The sequence below is a fragment of the Sphingobium trunci genome (assembly GCF_022664535.1).
Taxonomy (GTDB): Bacteria; Pseudomonadota; Alphaproteobacteria; order Sphingomonadales; family Sphingomonadaceae; genus Sphingobium.
The window spans coordinates 317,186-339,917 of record NZ_JAKUJY010000001.1; the positions used below are offsets into that span (position 1 = coordinate 317,186).

General features: G+C 64.8%; 12 protein-coding genes. 1 reads left to right on the forward strand and 11 read right to left on the reverse strand.

Annotation, left to right across the window (positions count from 1 at the left end; all coding sequences use genetic code 11):
- The first annotated feature begins 54 nt into the window (after positions 1 to 54).
- The gene (locus MJ601_RS01450; protein WP_242122789.1) at positions 55 to 1,044 is read left to right on the forward strand and encodes a transglutaminase-like cysteine peptidase; all 990 of its coding nucleotides are present in this window, start codon (positions 55 to 57) and stop codon (positions 1,042 to 1,044) included.
- Positions 1,045 to 1,056: 12 nt separating this feature from the next.
- Here MJ601_RS01450 and MJ601_RS01455 read toward each other — a convergent pair whose 3' ends face one another.
- The 11 genes from MJ601_RS01455 to leuB all read right to left on the reverse strand — a co-directional run bounded on the left by MJ601_RS01455 (position 1,057) and on the right by leuB (position 22,688).
- Positions 1,057 to 2,331, reverse strand: coding sequence for an HlyD family type I secretion periplasmic adaptor subunit (locus tag MJ601_RS01455; RefSeq protein WP_242122790.1), 1,275 nt, complete (start codon positions 2,329 to 2,331; stop codon positions 1,057 to 1,059).
- Positions 2,328 to 3,320 carry a cell wall hydrolase gene (locus MJ601_RS01460; RefSeq protein WP_242122791.1) on the reverse strand — a complete coding sequence of 331 codons (993 nt, stop codon included), beginning with the start codon at positions 3,318 to 3,320 and terminating at the stop codon, positions 2,328 to 2,330. Before MJ601_RS01460 ends, MJ601_RS01455 begins: the two co-directional genes overlap by 4 nt.
- Complete coding sequence (locus tag MJ601_RS01465; protein WP_242122792.1) at positions 3,317 to 5,476, reverse strand: type I secretion system permease/ATPase; 2,160 nt, start codon at positions 5,474 to 5,476, stop codon at positions 3,317 to 3,319. Before MJ601_RS01465 ends, MJ601_RS01460 begins: the two co-directional genes overlap by 4 nt.
- A 109-nt stretch (positions 5,477 to 5,585) precedes the next feature.
- Positions 5,586 to 6,980, reverse strand: coding sequence for a TolC family protein (locus MJ601_RS01470; RefSeq protein ID WP_242122793.1), 1,395 nt, complete (start codon positions 6,978 to 6,980; stop codon positions 5,586 to 5,588).
- A 14-nt stretch (positions 6,981 to 6,994) separates the two neighbouring features.
- Positions 6,995 to 7,702, reverse strand: coding sequence for an OmpA family protein (locus MJ601_RS01475; protein ID WP_242122794.1), 708 nt, complete (start codon positions 7,700 to 7,702; stop codon positions 6,995 to 6,997).
- Between the two features lie 57 nt (positions 7,703 to 7,759).
- A complete protein-coding gene (locus MJ601_RS01480) occupies positions 7,760 to 17,644 on the reverse strand; it encodes a cadherin-like domain-containing protein (RefSeq protein ID WP_242122795.1) in 9,885 nt (3,294 codons plus the stop codon).
- Between the two features lie 755 nt (positions 17,645 to 18,399).
- Positions 18,400 to 19,122: a tetratricopeptide repeat protein gene (locus tag MJ601_RS01485; RefSeq protein WP_242122796.1), complete on the reverse strand. Its 723-nt coding sequence runs from the start codon at positions 19,120 to 19,122 to the stop codon at positions 18,400 to 18,402.
- A gap of 80 nt (positions 19,123 to 19,202) precedes the next feature.
- Positions 19,203 to 19,994 (reverse strand): LysR family transcriptional regulator, encoded by a 792-nt coding sequence (locus MJ601_RS01490; RefSeq protein WP_242122797.1) that lies wholly within the window; start codon positions 19,992 to 19,994, stop codon positions 19,203 to 19,205.
- Positions 19,991 to 20,389 (reverse strand): Co2+/Mg2+ efflux protein ApaG, encoded by a 399-nt coding sequence (gene apaG / locus MJ601_RS01495; protein WP_242122798.1) that lies wholly within the window; start codon positions 20,387 to 20,389, stop codon positions 19,991 to 19,993. Before apaG ends, MJ601_RS01490 begins: the two co-directional genes overlap by 4 nt.
- Before the next feature lie 33 nt (positions 20,390 to 20,422).
- Positions 20,423 to 21,631, reverse strand: coding sequence for an O-succinylhomoserine sulfhydrylase (gene metZ / locus MJ601_RS01500; RefSeq protein ID WP_242122799.1), 1,209 nt, complete (start codon positions 21,629 to 21,631; stop codon positions 20,423 to 20,425).
- Positions 21,632 to 21,641: 10 nt separating this feature from the next.
- Positions 21,642 to 22,688: a 3-isopropylmalate dehydrogenase gene (gene leuB / locus MJ601_RS01505; RefSeq protein ID WP_242122800.1), complete on the reverse strand. Its 1,047-nt coding sequence runs from the start codon at positions 22,686 to 22,688 to the stop codon at positions 21,642 to 21,644.
- Between the last annotated feature and the right edge of the window lie 44 nt (positions 22,689 to 22,732).

A 22,732-nucleotide genomic window follows, 5' to 3' on the forward strand; every position in this document is an offset into this window, starting at 1 on the left:
CGTTAACCAGCGCGGCGCACCGGATGTTCAATTTTTGGCGCGATACGGGCAGGCATGTCAGGCTTCCCGTTCCTTCGCCATGCCGCCACGCGCGTTGCCCCAGCACTGCTGCTGGCGACGGTGGGTACGCAGGCGATCGCCCAGCAGGCCTCCATGGCTTCGGACCGGGTGGTCGCCACATTGCTGGCCGGAGGCATGAGCCGCCTGGCCGCGATCAGCGCGCAACAGGGCGAGGCGGCTCCGTCGGGCTGGATGCCCCAGCCCGCCGTCCAGGATGCCGTCATCAACGACCGGCTGATCTCCGGTTTCGGCGGCAAATTGCCCGGCTGGCGGTTGCAGGGGGTGCAACTTGCATTGGCCCAGCCGGTGATGAGCTATCGCCAGCCCGATCTGATGCCCGGCTTCATGAAGGCCTTTGCGCCCGCGCCGACCGCCCCGGCCAACAGCTTCGTCATGCCGGTCCGGCAGGTTCCGGCGCTGTCCCCGCCCGCCCCGCGCAGCGGGCAGCCCGATGTGTTCGGTTCTGTGGCGCTGCCCATTGCCCGCACGGCGCTGGACGGCAAATGGGCGTCGGTGTCGCAGCCGCTGTCGAGCCGGGGATTGTGGAGCGGACTGGTCCACGCCGCGCAGGGGGCCGGGCAGCTCCGGCAGGTGGAGATGGTCAATAGCTGGGTCAATCAGCGGCTTCGCTTCGTCAACGACAAGGGTGACGATTGGGCTTCGGCCAGCCAGTCGTTGCAGCGCGGCACGGGCGACTGCGAGGATTATGCCATCGCCAAGATGAAGCTGCTGGAAGCGGCGGGCTTCGACCGGCGCGCCATGTTCCTGGTCATCGCCCGCGACCTGGTGCGGCAGGAGGACCATGCCCTGCTGGCGGTGCGGATCGGCGATGAGCTCATGATCCTCGACAACATGACCGACCGGGTGCTGCCGTCGTCCAGCGTCGGCGACTATCGTCCGATCATGAGCTTCAACGCCTATGGCCGCTGGACCCACGGCTATCGCGTGACGCCGCCGCAGAAGGTCCAGTTCGCGGCGCGCTGATCCCGCAGCGGCTTACCGTTCCCGCAGCGCCTCCGACCGCGCCTTCATGATGGGCTTGAGCAGATAGGCCAGCACCGATTTGCGGCCGGTCAGGATTTCCACGTCGCAGACCATGCCGGGCGTGATCGGCAGCTTGTGATCGCCCGAACCGAGCCATGCGCGGTCCGTCTCCACGACAACGGTGAAATAGGCTTCGCGCGTGGCTTCGTCATAGACGCTGTCGGCCGACACCTGCTGCACCGTGCCGGTCAGCCCGCCATAGATCGAGAAATCATAGGCCGTCACCTTGACCACGGCGCGGTCGCCGGTCTTGATGAAGGCGATGTCGTTGGGCTTCACCCGCGCCTCGACCAGCAGCTTTTCGCCGATGGGCACGATCTGCATGATCTTCTGCCCCGGACTGACGAAGCCGCCGATGGTGGTCACCTGCACATCATTGACCACGCCGTCGACGGGCGAGCGGATCTCCGCCCGCTGCGCCCGTCCTTTTGCGCCCCGAAGAGACTCACTGTTGACAGCGATCTTCGCCTCCAACTGGCTGCGCTCGTTCAGCGCGTCCTGACGGAACTGGAAATTGGCTTCGGATAATTGGGCCTGGGCTTCGCGGATCGCGGCAGAAGCGCGCGAGGCCTGCTGTTGCGCGGCATTGAGCCGTCCCTGCGCGTCGACCAGTTCGCGGCGGGCGTCCAGCAATTCGGTCTGCGGGACGATCGACTTGGCGGCCAGCGGTTCCAGCATCGCCACCCGCTGCCGGGCAAGCTGGACGCTGCCGGTAAGGCTGTCGATGGTCGCCTGTGCCTCGCCCTGTTCGCGGCGGCGCTGGTCGACCTGGGCGGACAGGGCATCCTGCTTGCTGCGCAGCGCGGATTGCCGGACGGCCGCGAGGGCCTGTTCCTGCTCGCATTCGGGCGCGCCCGTCGCGCAGACTGCGCCAGCCCCGGTGCCTTCCCGTTCGAGACGTCCGGCCCGCGCCGTCAGCGAACGGGTCTCGGCCTGGAGCTGGCCCAGTTCCGAGGCAAGCATGGCGTCGTCGAGCCGCACCAGCAACTGCCCCTTGCGCACCTTCTGCCCGGAGCGGACGAGGATTTCCTCGATCGTGGTCGGCTCGGCGGACTGGATCACCTGCGCCTTGCTCGACGGGATCACCCTGCCCTGCCCGTGCGTCACCTCGTCCACCGGGGCGAGGCTGGCCCATAGCAGGAAGGCCAGCATGCCTCCGCCGCTGTAGAGAATGACCTGTTTGTTGCCGGGTTGCCCGCGCAGCCAGCCGATCCAGCGCGACATCATGGTTGTTTCCCTTGGGATGAATGGTCTTCCGCCGCCAGCGATATCGGGGCGACCTTTTGCTGAGCGGCGAGCATATTGCTCAGCGCGCCCCTGGTTTCCGCGGGATCGGGGATGGAAAGCTTCCAGCCCTTGGTCGGGTCCATGCGGCCACCGACATCATTGGCCGCCCGCCGTTCGGGCAGGGCGGCTACCGGGGGATAGTCGATCGCCGGTGCCGGTGCCGCGGCGAAGCGGGATGGATCGAAGGCGGGAATATGCTCTCCGCCCGCATAGCGGCCGGTGAAGGCGCCCGGCAGGCCCCAGCCGCCCGGCCAGCGATAGAAGATATGCGCGCCGATCTGCGCCAGCTTGGCGAGATGCGGTGCCCAGCGGGGAAAGACATAATCGGCATGATAGTGGGTCGCGGTGCCGACTTCCCGTTCGACATGGCCCGCCAGCGCGTCGGCGGCGACCCGGCGCGCCCTGGCCCAGAGCACCGCCATGGGCTGGCGCGCCAGCGATCCGTCGCAGACGAAGCTGAACTGACAGACCGAGGCGTCGAAACGCTGATAGACGACGCCGCAGACCGTCTTGGCGAAGGCCGGGTGGCGCACGCGGTTCAGCACCACCTGCGCGACCGCGCGCTGTCCGGCGTCGGGTTCCTGCGCGGCTTCATAATAGACGGCCTGGGTCAGGCATTGCAGCGCCCGGTCATGATCCTCGCCCGCACCTGCGAGCGCGCGGAAGGGCTTGGCGGCGGCAAGCGCCCCACCGTTGAAGTCCAGACGGGCATTTTCCTGCCGCGCCGCTTCGCCTTGCGGAGCGGTCGTTTCCCCCTCCCCGGTCATCCGCACCAGCGCCAGATATTGGCGCGGGATCGCCGGCGCGGCCTCCACGATCTTCGTGCTGATGGCCGGACGGGGCGGCTCGCCGTGCCAGAGCGTCGCCGACGCGGCTGCCAGCGCAACCGGGGCCACGATCGCGGCGCTGCGGACGAGAGCGCTGCTCATTGCCCTGCCCCCCGCTGGAGCTGGCCGATGATCTCGTCGCGCGGGCCGTCGGCCAGCACCACGCCCTGGTCGATCACGATGAGGCGATCCACGATCCGCAGCAGTGCATGGCGATGGGTCGAGACGATCAGCGTCTGCCCCGGCTCCAGCGCCCTGGCGAGATGGTCGATGAACAGATTTTCGGTCTGATTGTCCATCGCGCCGGTCGGTTCATCCAGGAACAGCAGCTTCGCGGGTTCGACCAGCGCGCGCGCCAGCACCAGGAAGCTCCGCTGCCCGCCCGACAGGCGATTGCCGCGCTCGCCGATATGCAGGTCGAAACCCGCCGCATCGCGCCCGAAGAAGCGCGAGGCCCCGGAACGCTCCAGCGCTTCGAGCAGCTTTTCATCATTGGCCTCGCGCGCACCCAGCAGCAGATTCTCCCGGACCGACCCGCTGAACAGTTCCGAATCCTGCCCGACATAGCGGAAGGCGGAGCGCAGCTCGTGCGGGTGATATTGGCGGCTGTCGACATCATCGATGGTCATCGCCCCGCCGGTCGGCGGATAGAGGCCGCAGATCACCCGGCCCAGCGTCGATTTGCCCGACGCCACCCGCCCGATCAGGCCGACGCGCTCACCCGGCTCGATCCGCAGGTCGATGCCGCGAAGGCTGGGCTGGCTGGCGCCGGGATAGGCGAATTCAAGCCCCTGCGCGACGATGGCGCCCCTGCGAATCTTGGGGATGATGCCGCGCGCGCCGTCCAGCCGCTCGTCGGGCTGATCGATCAGCGTTTGCAGGCTGTCGAGCGTCGTCATCGCCTGCCGCGCCCGCACGATCACGAAGGCGAGCTGCCCGACGGGTGCCAGCGAGCGTCCGGCCAGCATGACGATGGCGATGATCGCGCCCATCGAAATCTCGCCCGCCGCGAACATGTAGAAGCCGCCGATCACCAGCGCGATGCTGGTCACCTGCTGGCAGAGCGATGCCAGCGTGACGCTCTTGGAGGACAGTCGCCGCAGCTTTTCCTGCGTGGCGGCGCTCATCTTGGCATAGCGGCGCCAGCGGTCGAGCATCCGCCCTTCGGCCCGGCAGGCCTTGAGCGTTTCGATGCCGCCAATGGCCTCCACCAGTGCAGAACTTTGCAGGCTGGAATCCGCCTGCGCGTCGCGCGACAGGCGGGCCATCGACCGTTGCAGGAAAAACCCTGCGCTCGCCATGATCCCCATCATGACGACCGGTACGATGGCCAGCCAGCCCCCCAGAAGCGCGATGATGCCGACGAAGAAGAAAAGGAAGGCGACGTCGATCGCCAGAACCACCGTGGTCGAGGTGAAGAATTCCCGCACGGATTCGAATTCCGACACGCGGCGGGCGAGAGCGCCGGTGCTGCCCGCGCGGCTCATCAGCGGGACGTTCATCACCTTTTCGAACAGGCGCTGCGACAGGCGCTCGTCAATCTCGCGCCCAGCCTCATCCACCAGCCTTGCCCGGGCGATGCGCAGCGCGAAGTCCAGGCCGAAGGCCAGCATCACGCCGATGCCCAGCACCCAGAGACTTGCCGCCGCCTTGTTGGGGATGATCCGGTCATAGACGTTCATCGTGAACAGCGGCAGTGCGAAGGCGAGCAGGTTGATGATCGCGGCGGCCAGCATGACATAGCCGAAGGAACCGCGCGCGCGCCACACCTCGCGCCAGAACCAGTGCTGGCGCGCCCGTTCGTCCCACGGGCGTTCCTCGGCGCGTTCGCGGCCATGGTCGGCCATGACGACCAGCGCTTCGCCGGTGAAAGTGCCTTCAAGGTCGGCGAGGGGTGCCCAGACCGGCTCGCTCGCATGGGGCAACTGCACCAGCGCGTCGCCCGCCTTGATGTCCAGGAGCAGCAGGAAACGCCCACCCCGAAGCGGCAGGATGGCAGGCAGGTTGCCCGGCCGCCATTTGTCCAGCCGGCCGCGGACGTGATCGCTCAGCAGACCGATCTGATCGAGCGCGGATTCCGCCTGATGGAAAGGCAGACGCCCCGATTCGTCGACCGCCAGCCCGGCCCGTAGGCCGACTATGCCGGGCGACCGGTCGAAATGCCGTGCCGCATGGGCGATGGATTCGACCAGTTCGTCGCTCGGCGTGCCCTGATGGTCCAGCCATTCGGCCAGACTTAATGTGCTACGTTCCAACATTGTTTACCCCGCGCCATCCCGGCTTGCACCGGGATGACCCCAACTATGGAAACATTTTCATTCCCGCATTTCGCGAGCCGTCGGCGGTTGCCAGCCGACTTCGAAATACTCAGCCCGGATAGCGCCGCCGTTGCAGTTCGGCGGGCGGCAGATCGGGAACGTCATATTTCTTGCGCGCATCGGCCTTGGCATCGGATGGTGCCGCGAGGCCCAGCGTATCCAGCAGCATATTGGTCGCCGCCAATATCTGATATTGCGCGAAGATTTCCGAGAAGCGGGACGTTTCCGTGCGCACCTGCGTGTTGAAACGGGTGTTCTGGCTATCCAGCACGTCGAGGAGCGACCGGCGCCCGACATTGAACTGTTCGCGATAGGACACCAGCAATCCGTCGGACACCGTGCCTTGCCGCGACAGGTCGGTCAGCCGCTTCTTTTCCGTATCCCAGCGATTCCAGGCAGTGCGGACATCATCCTCCGCCTCGCGCTGGCGTTGGCTGAGGCGGAAGCGCGCCTCGCTCGCCCGGCGGGTCATTTCCTGGACCTTCGCCCGGTTGATGCCGCCATTATAGAGCTGCCAGCGCACCACTACACGCCCCTGCAGGTCGTTCGTGTTGCCCCGGAACCCGTCGATGTCCTGGCCCACGCGACCGGTGCCTTCCAGCGACACCGTCGGCCCAAGCTCCGACTTGGCTTCGTCCACCACGGCATGGGCTGCCTGGATATCGGCCTCGGCCTCGCGCACCAGCGGATTGTTGGTGCGGGCGGCGGCGATGGCTTCGTCCAGCGTCGGCGGCACGGCACTTGTCACCGGATCGGGCATGGTTACCTGATCGATGGAGAGGCCCGTCAGCGTGCGGAAGGAAATGGCCGCATTGGTCATGTCCTGCTCCGCCTCGCTCTTGCGGACAAGGGCCGCCTGGAGCCGTTCCTCGGCCTGCTGCTGATCGGCGATGCTGATCGACCCTTTCGACACGCCCTCGCCCAGGTCGCCCAGAAGCTTGCGGTGGAAGGCGATATTGTCCTCGGCCGCCGCGACGACCCGCTGCTGGAGCATATAGTCCAGATATTGCCGCGTGACGTTCAGCGCCACGAACTGCGATCGCTCGCCCACGCGCAGAGCCGCGCCGTCGGTCCGGGCCGCCTGCCGTCGCTTTTCCGCGCTGCGATAGCCCGAGTCCCAGACGGTTTCCTCGGCCGTGACGTTGGCCTCGAGCGGCCAGAGCGTCTCGTTATCGAGGTTCAGAGCGCGGCGGGTGGCGTTGTCCAGCCGGCGGACGCCCGCCGATCCTTCGACGCTGACGCGGGGCAGGTAGAGGCCCTGCGCCTGTTCGCGTTCGAACTCGATCGCTTCCTTGTTCTGGATCGCCTGGTTGATTTCCGGATGGCTGTCGATCGCGGCCGCGATCGCACTCTTCAGATCCATCGTCTGTGCCCAGCCCGTCGATACCATTCCGGCAACGCAGAGGGCAATCAGGCTGCCGCAGGTCTTGCGCATGAGTGTCATGAATGCCTCCCCCCTCAATTCGCGCTGGCGGTGATTTCGACCCGACGGTTCATCGGTTCGCGCACGCCGTCGGCTGTTTCGATCTTCAACTGGGTCTCGCCCAGACCGGTAACGGTCATCGCCTCCACGGGGATGCCGCCCCGGCTCATGAGGCCCGCTACGTTGCGCGCACGGCGCAGCGAGAGGCCGTCATTATATTGGGTGGCGCCTGACGTATCGGTGTAGCCGGTCACGCCGAAGCGCTTCCATCCGCATTGCGTTGCCGTCTGGGTCAGCGTCGTGATGGTGTTCGTCCCTTCGGGCAGCGGCGTGTCCATGTTCCAGTCGAAGAAGATGGACACCGCCGGTGCCGTGCAGTCCAGCGCGGGTGGGGCTGAAACTGCGGCCGACACCGGCGGCGGTGGCGGCGCCGAGAGGCGTGCCACAAAGTCGTCGCACTTGTTGATGCTTTCCGCATCCTTCGTGCCGGATTTCAGGAAACCGAGGGCGATGCCGCACTGGTTCTTCGCCTCCACGGCATAGGTCCAGCGGCTGTCCTGCGCGGCGCGGACGCTGGCGTCGCCAACTGCCTTGACCGCCGTGTCGTAACGACTGTTCAAGGCATCCTTCAGTTCGGATTTGCCCAGTTGCAGCAAGGGCGAAGCCGGCGCCGCCCAGGCCGCACTTGTCAGCAGGGCGGTCACCAGTCCGGCGACCGCCGCCTTTCCCAACGCATAGTGCATAGTCACTCTCCCCAATGTCCCCGCGAGATAGATTCAATCCGTTCAGGCCGATGCTGCTCAGGCATGGGCAACCGCCATCGCCTGGTGGGCTGCCATTGCCGCCTCGAAGATGGCGGTGGCGGCCGCCATATGACCGCTGTCCACGACCGCTTCGCCCGCAACCGGGTTCAGCAGTACCGGCACCACCGGATGCGCGCCGCCCGGCAGGGCCGCCAGCAAGGCGTCGATGTTCGGCACGTCATGTGCACCCAGCGCCTCCTTCACGACTTCAGCGACGGCGCCTGCCGGGCTCTTGGCCGCATCATGCGCCGCGGCGAGGACCGCTGCCGCATTGCCGTCAAAGGCAGGCAGGCTGATCGACTGCGCCAGCAGAGCCTGATGATCGCCTGGTGCGGGCTGGTCCGCCTGCGCTGTCTCCGCCGGTGCCGAGGCAGCGGGGCCGCCGTCGGAGAGGCTGGCATGATCGGGCGCCGGTTCGCTGCCGGCATGGCTGGTCTGCTGGGTCGGTTGCGGCGCGCTGTGCGTGTCCTGATCCTGCGTCGAGGCCAGCGACGTGCTGTTGCCGTCCTGCGCCAGGGTCGGTTCACTCGTGACCGTGCTGGCCGGAGCGGTTTCGGTGCTGACCGGCGCGCTTTCCGTGGTGGCCGGGGCCGGCTGCGACTCAGGCGTGGTGGCAGCGGCACCGGCCACCGCCACCAGGCTAGCCGCGACCAGTGCCTGGTTGAAGCCGCTGGCGGTCGTGTCCACGGTCTTGCTGCTGTCGTCCTTGGCAGCGGTAGCGAACAGAACGTCGCCCAGCGTTCCTTTGGTGCCGTCGGTCTTGATGAAGCTCCCTTCACCCAGCACGGTGACGTCGCCATTGGCGGCGGTGTAGCTCTTGCCGTCAGCGGTCAGCACGATCGCCTTGATCCCGGCGTCGGTCAACGACTTGAATTCGCCCGGATCGACGACGCCATTGGCGTTGACATCCTGCCACACACCGAACTCGCTGAACTTCGCGTCTTTGGCATCGAATACGCCATCACCATTGCTGTCATAGGCAAGGCGCAGGCCTTCCAGGTCGCTCGTGGCGCCGGGCGCATCGTCGGAGAAGACGATATCGAAGCTGCCGCCCGTCGCATGGGCCAGCAGGCCATCGTCCGGCGCGACCCAGGCCGTGTTGACCGCACCCGCGCCATAATCATGGCTGACACCTGCAGAGAGGCCGACAAAGTTCAGCCCATCGCCGTTCAGATCGAGCGCGATAGGAGGCGTGACGGGATTGACATGGACCGTGCTGCTGGCGCTGTCGCCGTCAGCGTCGGTCACCGTCACGTTTAAATCGAGATGTAGGGACTGGGTCGAGGTAACCTGCCGGATCACACCCACGTCCACGATCTTGACGACGTCATTATCCGTCAGAGCGGACAATTGAGCGCCCGACAGAACCGTCGGTGTCGAAGTGGTGCCCAGATTGCCGTCGAAGCTGTAATAGGTGCCGCCGATACCCTGAACGGACGTGACTACCTGCAGGCCGACAAGCTGATAGCCCGCTGGCACGAGTTTGGAATAATCTGCATTTTCGATCACCAGCAGCTTCTCGTTGCCGGTGAGGCTCACATCGCTGAAGCCGGCAGGCTTGGTCGCTGCGGTGAACAAGTCGCTGGGATCGACCGCTATGGCGCGGGTGGTGTAGGTCCCTCCCACAACGCCGCCGCTGCCGTTGGATTGAGCAAGCTTCAGAACGACGACCAAATCCTCGTTCGTAAGCTGATCCAGGATCACGAATGCCCCAGTTGCAGTGGTTGTCCCGGCGGCATTGGTGGCTGTTCCCGGATTCGATCCGTAGAAGTTGAAGTCCATGACATTCTTGGCTTGCAGCGAGTTGCCGCCTGCCGCGATGTCGGAACTGCTGATGGACACCCAGCTGTTGGCGCCGAGGAAGGTGTCGCCATTGTCGAAGGTCGCCCCCTGGGTCTGGAAGGGCGTCGTGTTGTTGCCCACATCGCCGGTTAGCTGGATGTAGAAATTGTCCGCAATCTTGACATTGGCGCTGTCAAATTGCGACGCGCCACCGCTGCCGCCGTTGAAGGTGTAGGCAGCGAGACCCGCTTCCTGCACGGAGTCCGTGGAGTAGGACTGGATCGGACTGGTCAGCGTCAGCGTATATTGGCCCAGATCCTTGTCGAAGGTCAGGGTTCCGGTCTCATGCACCAGCGGATTGGTCGCGCTGGTGGGATCGGGATCATAATCGAAACCGATGGAGAAAGTCGCTAAATGCTGATTTTCCGATACCCAGGTTACGCTCTGGTTGGTGATCGACGTCGATCCGACCAGGCCGGACATCGTCACGCCGATATCCGAATTGCTCGCCGAGTAGGAGTCTCGAGAGTCCGCACCGATCGCATAATGGAAATCGCCGGTGGTGCTCAATGCATTGCCCGTAAGGGTGGCATTGCCTGACGATAGCACGCTCGGCATGTCGTCGTTGAACGAGATGTTGAGCTGTCCGATGGCCTTGGAATTCGGATTGCTCGCGGCGTCGTAATCCGCATCGGTAACCTGGAAATTGAGGCTGACCGAGGCATCATTCTCATTGCCGCCAGGGCTGTGCAGCACATTGTCGAGCAGCGTTGCAGTATAGACGCCCGTGGTCGTATTCACGACCACCTTGAAGAGCTGTGTATTGGCCCGGGTGCCAGCATCCACCGTCGCGATCAGCGTGCCGACCCCGGCTGTCTCGCTCCAGCTGAAGCGTACCGTTTCCGTGCCGACCGTGGCGGTCGTATTGTCGAGAATGGAGAAGCTGACCTTACCCGTCGTCCCCTGGCCGTCCAGCCCGAAGCCGAAGGAGAGCGTGCCGCTGAAGCTCGCCTCACTCGACAGGGGCCCGTCGGCGTCGCCCACATTCGCGTTGACGTCACCCGCCGTGCTCGCCGGGTTGCCGCCCGACAACCCGTCATCGTCCAGTTTCGCGGTGACACTGTCCGCCACCGGCTTGTTCTGGTCACCCTGGAAGGTAAATTTGAGCGCAGCCGTCGCCGTGTCGTTGTCGGCGTCGCGGATCACATAGGTGAAGCTGTCGACCGACCCCGACGGCACCGAAGTCTTGGGTGTGTAGCTGTAAGTGCCGTCGGAGAAGATCTGCAGCGTGCCGTAAGCCGTCGTGATGGTCTGGCTGCCGCCCGCCGCGATGGAGGCGCCGTTGATCGATATGACCGCTCCAGGCGTGTCCGCGCCGATATGATCATTGGCAAGCACACTGCCGGTGGAAGCAGCCGCGTTTTCGGTCGTCGTGACGTTGTCGTCGGCGGCGATCGGGCTGTCATCCTCGATCGTCACAGCGATGCTGGTGCCCACTGTTGCAGTACCGTCGCTGACATTCACCGGGACCGAGAAATTCTTGAGGTCCTCGACATTGATCCCGCTGTGATCGACCGACTGGAGCAGAGTCACCGTATAGGCGCCTGCATTGGTGATCGTTATGGTGATCACGGGCACGCCGCCAGCCGAACCGGTCAGCGTCTGCGTGCCGACCCCCGTCCAGGTGACCGGCAGTGTATCCGCGGTCAGCACCGCACCGGGATTGCCCAGCGTCATGGTGATCGCGTCGCCATCCACATCGGTCGCGGTGATCGTGCCGCTCGCCGTGACCGAATTGGTCGTGTCGGTGGGCGATCCCACATTGTCGGCATTGCCGCCCAGCAGCCCCTCTTCCGAGACGATGGCAACGCCGCTGCCGACCTGCGGGGCGTCGTTGGTGCCCTGGATCGAGATGGTGAGCGTCGCTGTCGCCGTGTCGCCGTCGCCGTCCGTGATCGTGTAGGTGAAGCTGTCGGTCAGCGGCGTGCTATTGCTGCCCAAATGCTGGACCGCCGCCAAGCTGTTGTTCAGCGTATAGCTGTAGCTGCCGTCGGCGTTCAGGACCAGCGTGCCGTAGGCGCCGATCGCGTTGCCGCCGACCGTGCCGCCACTGACCGCCGTCACCGCGCCGCCCGCCGCGGGACCATCGGCGCCCAGCGAGTCCGCGCCCGCCGGATTGCCGTCGCTGCCTACACCTGTCAGCACGTTACCGCTGGCGATCAGGGTAACGTCTTCCTTGACCACATCGGTATCATTGGCGGCGACCGGCGTGTCGTCATCGACATTGATGGTCAGCGTGCCGATGGCGGTGTCGTGGTCGGCGTCCGAGACCTGATAGCTGATGTCGAAACTGACATTATTCTCGTCATTGCCGGCGGGATGGATGATCGCTGCATTCTGCACGACCGAGTAAGTGCCCGCCACCGGATCGGTGAGCGTCACGGTTAGGACAGTGGTGGTGCCCTGCTTCACCAGCAGGGTCGTGCCGTTGCTTTCATAGCTGAAGCCCGTCGGTGCGCCCGTGCCCAGCAGGGTGATGCCGCCCGGGCCATCGGCGCGGTAGTCATGGCCCAGCGTACCGGTGGCGTTCAGGCTGTTCGGGTCATCACCGATGCCGTTCGGATTGCCGCCCGGCAGCGCATCGTCGTCCAACTGGACCGTGGGATTGGCGCTGACGACCGGAAGATCATCGGACACGCTGATCGAGACGGTGCCGGTCGCGGTATCGCCGTCGGTGTCCTGCGCAATCACCTGCACCGAACCCAGGGCGACCACATCATCGACATTGACGACCGGATGGGTGTCGTAATTGTCGTTGAGCGTGGCCTTCACCGTGGCGACAGTGCCGACGACTGACAGATCCAGCGTCACCACGACGCCGCGTTCGTCCGAACCGGTAATCTGTGTATCGGACACGCGCAGCCAGTTGAGGTTGCCCGCGAGGCTGCTCGTGTCCCCGAAGGTGATCGAGGTGATCGCGTCGGAACCCGGCGTGAAGGTGATGCTCTTGCTGTCGAAATCCGGGTTGGCTGCGGTGGTGCCGCCTGCCAGATTCTGGTCGTCCAGGGCGAGGCTGATCGGCGCACCCGCCGTGGGTCCGGCGCCATCGGTCACGGTGATCGGCTGGTTCGCCGTCGCCTTGTCTCCATCGCCATCGGTGATGACATAGGAGAAGCCCGCGTCCACCCCGTTCGCATTGTTGAGATTGGTCGAGGGGTTGAAGGTCCAAGCGCCCGCCGCTGTGAAGGTGTACGCGCCGTAAGCCGTGCTCACATTGGTCGTGCCCAGGGCGGCGATCGCTGTCGTTACGCCGCCGATCGTCACGGACGTCAGTGTCGCGCCATCGGCGCCGGGCGTGTCATTGATCATGACATTGCCGCCGATGTCGGCGCCGTCCTCCGCGACCGTGAGCGCCGCGTCGTTCACGGCGGTCGGGACATCGTCCACGACATCGATGGTGATCGTACCGGTGGCGATATTGCCCGATCCGTCCACGGCCTGATAAGTGAACACCTCAACGCCTGCCTCGGTCTGCGGGCCGTTATCGGCGTGCGGCGTAGCGTCGAAGGGCGCGGTCAGCGTGTAGGTATAGCTGCCGTCGCTGTTGAGAAGAATCTGGCCATGGCTGGTCGTATCGGGACTGAGCAGCGTGTAGCTGACGGCGCCCACGACATTGAGTTGACCCGTGGTCGTCTCGGTCGTGGCGGCGGGCGTGCTGCCGGTGACGCTGCCCGCAGCAATGTCATCGCCGGTGACGGTCGTGTCCAGCGCGGCCTCGTAGACGGTCTTCGTCTGGTTGTCCGCTGCCAGCGCGACATTGGCAACATTGATGGTCAGCGTGGCGGTGGCGAGATCCCCGTCCGCGTCGCGAATGGTGTAGACGAACACATCCTGCTTGTCGGAAGAGATCGCGTTGGGCGTCGCTTCATACTGGTAGCTGCCGTCGGCGAAGAGGGTCAGCTTGCCATAATCGCCCGCCACCTCGACACCGACATGGCCGCTCACGTTGATGCTCGTATCGCTGCCCTTGGCCACGCCGACGACGCCAGGCGCGAAGCCGTCCGCACCCGACTGATCGTTGGCGAGCACACCGGCATCGGCCGCGACCACCAGCGTCTGACCTTCGCTGACCGATCCGCTGTCCGCCACCGCGATCGGCGCATCGTCCAGCACGGTGACGTGGATCGTGGCAGCAGGCGAGACATCGCCGTCGCTGTCCGTCACCTGTACCGCGAAACTGTCACCCGCCTTGGGGTCGGCCGCGCCGCTGATGCCGTCGCCATCGCTGGTGATATTGTCCGGATGGGTAGGGTCGTTGACCGCCAGCGTATAGCTGTAGCTGTAATGCCCGGCGCCGTCGGAGGTCACCGTCAGGTTGCCCGCCGCGCCCGCAACAACCACCGGCGCACCGCTGGTCGCGCCGGTCACATCTACCCAGGCACCATTCTTGTCCTGTACCTCGACCTTGGTCAGCGTGTCGCCGCCGGTCGTGATGGTCATGGAGCCGTTGGCGGTTTCGCTGTCGCCAGCCGCCGCCGTGCCGCCGGGCAACCCGGCTTCGGACACGGTCATGTCGGTAACCGTGACCGTCGGCGTCGAATCCGTAAGCAGGTTCACCGTCACGGTCGCGGTCGATTTGTCCCCGTCCCCATCGGTGATGGTGTAGGTGAAACTGTCGCTGCCCTCCGCACCCGCATTGGGGGTGTAGAGGAACACGCCATTGCCCTGATAGACGACGGTGCCCTTGGCCGCACCGGTTTCCAGCGTGACGCCGCTGGTCAGGTTGACGCCATCGGCGCCCGCAATGTCATTGGCAAAGACATTGATGCTGACCGGCGCATTTTCGGTCGCCTGCGTCGCGACGTCGTTCACCGCGGTCGGCACGTCATCGACCACGGTGACGTCGAGGCTCGCGGCGGCATTCGATCCGTCCGTGTCGGTTACGACGACCGCGAAGCTCTCGGTCAGGCTGCCGTCATTGGCGCCGCTATGCAGCAGCGTGTTGTCGTTCAGCGTATAGCTGTAGCTGACGGTTCCGCTCACCACATCGCCGTCCGCGCCGATCACCGGCGTGAAACCGGTGACGGTCAGCGTGCCATAGGCGTTGGACAGGGTGACGCCGCTCACGAAGGCGCCGGACGCGAAGATCGTCTGCCCGCCGACCGTGACGGTGGCCACGCCGTCGGGCGCGGTCAGGCTGAAGCTGCCCGTCTGGGTCAGCGCCGCCGCATTGGGCGAACTGCCGTCCAACAGATCGTTTTCGAAGACCAGGACCTCGGCACCCTCGCCATTCAGCCCGTTGATGGTCACACCATCGTCGCTGCCCTGAATGGTGATGGTGATGGTCGCGCTGGACGTGTCGCCGTCGCCGTCGGTCAGTGTATAGGTGAAGGTTTCGGTCAGCGTCTGGTTCTTGTCCAGCCCCTGGACCACGCCATTTTCATTGTTCAGCGTATAGGCGTAGCTGCCGTCCGCCTGGATCACCAGAGACCCATAGGCGCCCGCCAGCGCCGATCCGACCGTGCCGGTGGTTTCGCCAAAGGCAATGGCGGTGACATGCGCGCCGTCGGCGCCCTGCACGTCGGCGACGCCATCGGTCTTGTTCGCGTCCGTTCCGCCCGAACCGGTGATGACATTGCCGTCGGCCAGGAGCGGTCCGTCTTCCCGGACGCTATCCACATCGGCGACGGCCGTGGGCTTGTCATCGATGATGTTGATGGTGAGCGTATCGGTGGCGCTGTCGCCATCCACGTCCGTGACCGTCACGACGAAACTGTCGGTGACATGGTCGCCCGCCGTGTTGGTGGTCAGCGTGTAGCTGTAATCGATGCTGCCCTGGCTGACGCCGGTGATGGTCAGCACGCCCTTGTCGGTAACGATCTCCTGACCCGTACCGGTGATGGTGGTGCCGTTGATGGTGACGGTCGCTGGGGCGTCCGGCGCGCTATAGGTGATCCTGCCGTCGGTCGTATCGACGCCGCTGCCCGCATTGGACCCCATTGGATTCGTCAGGCCGGATTCGTCGACGATCGTCCCTTCGCCCACCGTGGGGATCGAGATGATCGTGACATTGGAATCGGCAATGTCGATCCGCAGCGTCGCGGTGGAGGTATCGCCATCCCCGTCGCGCAGCGTGTAGGTGAAGCTGTCGCTCACGCCGCCCGGCGTACCCGCCGCGCGGACATAGCTGTAACTGCCGTCCGCATTCAGCGTGAGCGTGCCGTAAGTGCCCTCGAACGTGCCGGTGGTCGCGACCACGGCGCCGTCGGCCCCCTTCACATCGGCGCCCGCCGCGCCCGACGCCGTGCCCTCGCCAGTGATGACGTTGCCGGTTTCCGGGCCATAGGTTCCGGCCGCCACGATATCGACGTCATTATGCGCGACCGGCACGTCGTCGACGATCTGCACATCGATGGTCGCGTTGGCGGTCGATCCGTTGCGATCCGTCGCCACCACGGCGAAGCTCTGCAGGATGCTGTCGGTACCTGCCGCATCATGAGCAAGGCTGTTGTCGGTCAGAACGAAGCTGTAGGTAAAGGTCCCCGCCGTCGGCGACCCGCTTTGCTGCGACGTCGGGGTGAAGCCGGTGATGGTCAGCGTTCCCACTGGGGTCGTCACCACCTGGCCGGTTACGAAAGCGCCATTGGTCAGAACCGCCACGCCGCCGATCGTCACGGTCGACAGGCCGTCGGCGCCGCTGACGCTGAAGGAACCCGTCTGCGTCAGCGCGGCCCCATCGGGCGAACTGCCCGCAGGCAGGTGATTTTCGAAGACCGTGATCTCTGCGCCCTCAATGCCCGGCGTGCCGTTGAGGCCAGTGATGGTGACGCCGTCGTCGGCGCCGTTGATGGTAATCGTCAGCGTCGCGGTCGAGGTATCGCCGTCTGCATCGGTGATAGTATAGCTGAAGCTGTCGGTCAGCGTCTGGCCGGGCACCAGGAACTGGACCGCGGCATTGCCGTTGGCGAGGGTATAGGTGTAGGCGCCCGCCGCGTTCAGCGTCAGGACGCCGTAGGTTCCCTGGAACGTCCCGGTCGTGGAAACCACCGCTCCATCCGCGCCCTGCACGTCGGCCACGCCATCGGTGGTGTTCGCATCGCTGCCGCCGCTGCCCGTCAGGACGTTGCCATCCGCGATCAGCGGTCCGTCCTCGGTCACGCTGTCGACATCGTTGACCGCGAGGGGAGCGTCGTCCGCAATGGAAATGGTCAGTGTAGCGCTGGCCTGATCGCCGTCCGTATCGGTAACGACAACGGTGAAGACTTCAGCGGGAGGGGTGCCGACCACATTGTCGCTCAAGACATAGCTGTAGCCGATGGCACCGTCTGCGATGGAGGTGATCGTCAGCACGCCGAGCGACGTCGTGATCGTCTGGCCAACCGCAGCGACCGCCGTGCCGTTGATGGTGACACCCGCCAGACCATCATTGGCGGTGATCTGGATGGTGCCAGTCGTACGCTCGCTGTCGCTGGCCGCCGCCGAACCGGCCGGTTCATTACCGCGCGCGGGAAGCCCCGCCTCGCTCACCCCGGCCGTTGCGTCGATCGCGCCAGCGGGCTGGTTGGGCGTGATGATGGTGACTTCAGGCGCTTCATTGGGCGCGAGCGGCAGGATTTCGCGCTGTTCGTGCTGGGTGAACTGCAACTCGGTCGGCGGCAGCAGGTCGCCCAGCCGGTGGGGATCGCCGACATCGCCGTCCGGCCCCAGGAAATTGCCGCCGGAACTGCGTGGCGGGCCTGCGGCGGGCTGCGGCTCCTCGCCGATCAGCAGGGCAGCCAGGTTGACGGACGGGATTTGCACGTCGCCCACCACCAGTTGCGGCATCACCACCGCGCCGTCCAGGATCACCATGTCGGTGCCGTCGGGCAGATGGACGATCAGATTGCGGCCGGACACCTCGATCTGGTTGATGTCGGTTCCGGCGGGCAGGACCACCACGCCCTGCGCATTGGGTGCGACCGTCTGTGTGAAGGTCGCATGATGATGCATCTTGCCGGGATGGATAGGCTTGCCCTTCGCACCCAGCGCAGATGCCTGCGAATGAAGGGCCTGCTGATGGTCGGCGGAGTCTTTGCTATCCCAATCGCGCTCGAAATCCATAATCCATCCCACTCATCGCATGGGGGCATGGAAGGAGCGCGCAGAAGACCTTGTCCCGAATGCGCCTTTGCAAACGGACTGGACCTTCCAAGACAATGCGGCAATCAGCGGATCAGCTATTGCCCCTGAGTCAACGATCTCCCGCCGGCAGGATCTTTTGCTCAGATCGACTGCCGCCCCGGATTAACCATCTGCTTTTATGTTCTACTGACCCGATGGCTGCATCTTATTCGCCGCCAACAAAGTGAGTCACGAAGATTCAGGTTTTGTTAACCATTTTAAAGCGCTAACGGCAGAAAATTGACTTTGGTTTTATTACTAAAGATATAGATTTATCTTTTTTCCTATATCCGTCCCTCTATGCTTGAGCCGGGTCATGGTTAACACTCAAGGCTTACACCCTTCGCGACTCGATCGACTCGGACGTTGAAAAGCACCCAACGGCGAACCGTGCAGAATGATCGCCGGTCAGTGCCGAACGCGCATGGAGGATGGACGAGAAGGAAAACGGGCGACCGGCTTTTACAGCCGGCCGCCCGTCGAAATGCGACCCATAGGCTTATCGTTCGGAGCCGTGCTGGCTTTCCCCGGCTTCGTCCAGTCGGCCTGTGACTGGCGATAAGCTATGGAAAATCAATCCCCCTCCGACGGGAATCAGCAATAACGGGCCGGATCATTTTAACAATTGGCCCGACGACTTATATCTTCGGTTAATCAACCAGCAGAGGGTTGTGGAAACATAAGGCAATTGCGCTTCAGGGGTGCATTTCCGCCTGATCCGCCTTGGGAGTCATCGACATTTTTTCCACAGATTCGGGCGGCGGTGCTGCAATATTCTGCGCCGTATGTTCGACCGCCGGTGCCGGATGCTCCGCCTGGGTGGGTGCGGCTCCGGAAGCTTCGCTGCCGGTCGCGGTTGGCTTTTCCGCCAGCGGATCAGCCATTTTCGGCATGGTGGCGACGATCTGCGCCATCCTCTGGCTGCGCGCGCTGGCTGCTCCGGTCACCCGGCGGAAACTGACAAGCGCATAATCCGCCAGGGGCGCGGCCGCATCATAACGTTTCCGCGCCATGTAGAAATCGATCAGATTTTCCAGGGCGAGCTGGGTGTTGGGATCATCCTCCCCCCGCGTCTGCAGATAGCTGTCGAAAACCCGGCGGAACAGGCTTTCCGCTTCCCGGAAATGACCGGCGGATTCCAGTTGCAGTGCCAGATCATTCGCCGAAATCAGCGATCGCGGATCGTCCTTGCCGAACAGTTCGTCGGCCAGACCCAATGCTTTTCGCGCCGTATCGATGCCATCGGCCGCTTGCCCGGCCGAATAGGCCGCTTGCGACGCCGCGGCGAGCTTGCGCCACTCCTTTTCCCGCGCTTCGGTCACATCGGCCACATAGGGCGCCTGCGCCTGCAAAGGCGCCGCGATGGAGAGCAACAGCGCCATCCACAGCTTGCCGCTCTTCCTGCCGCCAACGGCCATGGCTCCCTCCCCCGCGCAGCTTGATCCGGCCGATAGTATCGCGCGTCCGGGTTAAGAAAAAGCGAGAAAGCGCTGAATTGTCAGCGGGTCAGCGCTTCGACCAGAGCCTTCACCTTCTTCTGCCGCCATTGCGGCAGCGGCGCGATCAGCCAATAGGCCAGCGGAGACGGCACGACATCGCCCACCTGCCGCACCCGGCCCGCGGCGATATCCGCCTCCACCAGCAGCAACGGCACGCAGGCCCGCCCGAAACCATTGGCCGCCGCATCGATCGCCAGCCCGGCATCGGCGACGCGAATGGTCGCTGGCATATCGCCCTTGGGGCAGCCGGGCCATTCGATGCGGTGATCGGGACCGCCTTTGGCTGTCTCGATCGTCACGAAGGCCGCTTCGCCGAGCTTCAGTCCTTCATTCTCGCCCGGCCCCTCGGCCAGACGCAAGGCGAGATCGAGATTGGCCTCCGTAAAGTCCAGACTCTCGTCCGCCGCGACCAGAGCGAATTTGAGGTCGGGCTGGCTGGCGGCATAGCCTGCCAAACGCGGCTGGAGCCATTTGGCAGTGATGTCGCGCGGCGCCGCGATGGTCAGGGAGGAACTGGACTGGCCCGCCTGCATCGCGCGCACGGCTTCCTCAAACTCCAGAAAACCGGCGCGCAGAGCGGCAAGGCCTGCCTCCGTCTCCGGCGTCAGTTCCAGCCCCTTGGGCGTGCGGCGGAACAGTACGACGCCGAGCAGATCTTCAAGCGCTCGGATCTGCTGCCCCACGGCTGCGGGCGTCACCGCGAGTTCGTCGGCGGCGCGGGTGAAGGACAGGTGACGCGCGGCAGCATCCAGAACGCGCAGGCCGTTCAGCGGCAAATGGGTACGCTTCATTCAGCCACCGCCGGTGCGATCAGCGCGAAATGGGGAATGGCGATGTCGAAGGTCTCGCCGCTGGCGCCGATCATGTGATAATGGCCCTTCATCGATCCTGTCGGCGTATTGAGCGGACAGCCCGATACATAATCATAGCTTCGCCCCGGCTGTACCACTGGCTGTTCCCCGACCACACCGTCTCCATCGACCCTGTGCTGGGCGCCCCGCCCGTCCGTGATGATCCAGTGCCGCGTCAGCAGTTGCACCGGCTGAGGCCCGTCATTTTCAATGCGGATATGATAGGCCCAGAACCATCGGCCCCGGTCAGGTTCCGACTGTTCGGGCAGGAAGGTGACGGCCACATGCACATTGATGTCGCGCGTGGTCGCGTGGAAGGGGAAAAGCGCGTTCACAGACAAAGAAATGCGCCTTTCCCCCCTGTTTCGTCAACGGCCTATCGACTTCAGAGCGCGATCGAGATCGTCGATCACATCGTCCGCATCCTCCAGGCCGACATTGAGGCGCAGCATGTCCTCGGTGATGCCGACCTCCAGCCGCGCCTCTTCCGCCATGCCATAATGGGTGGTGGAGGCAGGGTGCGTCATGAGCGAGCGCGAGTCGCCGATATTGTTGCTGATGTCGACCAGTTCGAGGCCGTTGAGCAGGCCATGCGCCTCCTTCCGGCCGCCGCCGACATAGAGCGAGAAGATGGGACCGGCCATCGCCATCTGCTTCATGGCGAGCGCATGCTGCGGATGGCTTTCAAGGCCCGGATAGAGCACTTTCGCTACCCGGCCTTCCAGGAATTTCGCGACCTTGAGCGCATTCTCGCTCTGACGGCGGATGCGCAGGTCGAGCGTCTCCAGCCCCTTGAGCACCACCCAGGCATTGAAGGCGCTGAGCGTCGGCCCGGTGTTGCGATGGAAGGGCAGCAGCGTGTTGATGATGAAATCCTCCGTGCCGCAGATCGCGCCTGCCAGCACGCGCCCCTGACCGTCCATCATCTTGGTCGCGCTATAGGCCACCACGTCAGCGCCGAATTCCATCGGGCGCTGAAGCGCGGGGGTCGCGAAGGCATTGTCGACGACGCTGGTGATGCCATGCGCCTTCGCGATGCCGCAGATCGCGGCCAGATCCGCCACGTCCATGGTGGGATTGGCGGGCGTTTCGAAGAAGAAGACCTTGGTATTGGGCCTGATCGCCGCTTCCCAGGCCGCATTGTCGGTCGCATCGACGGTGGTCGTCTCGATCCCGAACCTGGGCAGCAGCGTGTCGGTCAGCCAGCGGCAGGAGCCGAACAGCGCCTTGCCCGCCACCACATGGTCGCCTGCCGAAAGCTGGCACAGCAAGGCTGCCGTCATCGCCGCCATGCCGGTCGCAGTGGAACGGCATGCCTCTGCCCCTTCCAGCAGGGCGATGCGCTTTTCCAGCATTTCCACGGTCGGGTTCTGCAGGCGGCTATAGGTCATGCCCTGCTGCTCGCCCGCGAAGCGCATCGCGGCGTCTTCCGCCCGGTCGTAGCTGTAGCCGCTGGTCAGGAACAGCGCTTCGGAGGTTTCGCCCCATTCGCTGCGCGCGCTGCCGCCGCGCACCGCCAGGGTCGCCGGACGCCAGTTCCTGGTGATTTCGGGATTCTGCCCGCTCTTGCGCTTCATCGTCTATTCCTCAGTTGAGCGCCGCCAGCACGGCATCGCCCATTTCGATCGTGCTCATCGTGCCGCCCAGGTCGAAGCTGCGCGCGCCATTGGCAAGGGCGCTGGCGACGGCGGCCTCGATACGGTCGGCCTGTTGCGGCATGCCTAGGGAGTAGCGCAGCATCATCCCCGCCGACAGGACCGTTGCCAGCGGATTGGCCTTGCCCTGCCCGGCGATATCGGGCGCGGAACCGTGGATCGGCTCGTAAAGGCCCTGGTTGCTGTCGTTGAGCGTGGCCGACGCCAGCATGCCGATGGAACCCACGCACATGCTCGCCTGATCGGACAGGATGTCGCCGAACATGTTGCCGGTGACGATCACGTCGAACTGGCCGGGATTGCGCACCAACTGCATGGCGGCATTGTCGACATACATGTGGCTGAGGGCCACGTCGGGATAGTCGGCCGACACCTCTATCACCACGTCGCGCCAGAGCTGGCTGGTTTCCAGCACATTCGCCTTGTCCACCGAGCAGAGCTTGCCCCGGCGCGCGCGCGCCGCCTGGAAGCCCTGATGCGCGATCTTGCGCACCTGCTCCTCATTATAGGACATGATGTCATAGCCCTCGCGCAGGCCTTCGGGCGTCTTGCGCATGCCCTTTTCCCCGAAATAGACGTCGCCATTCGTCTCCCGCACGATCAGCAGGTCGATGGCGCTCGCCACCTCCTTCTTGAGCGCGGAGGCGTCGGCCAGTTCCGGGAAGACCTTGGCCGGGCGAAGGTTCGAAAAGAGACCCAGCTCCTTGCGCAGGCCGAGAATGGCCTGTTCCGGGCGCAGATGCCGCTCCAGCGAGTCGCAATCCGGATCGCCCACGGCGCCGAACAGGATCGCGTCGGCGCGCCGGGCAAGGTCCAGCGTCTCGGGCGGCAAGGGATGACCCACGGCCTTGTAGGCCGCGCCGCCGACCAGCCCCGCTTCATAGGTAAGGCCGGGAATTGCCATCGCGTCGAGCACACGCTTCGCCTGGGCAACGATCTCCGGACCGATACCATCTCCGGCAAACAGGGCGATCAACATGGGGCAACTCCTTCACTATCGTGGCCGCCCCTTATGAAGCCGCC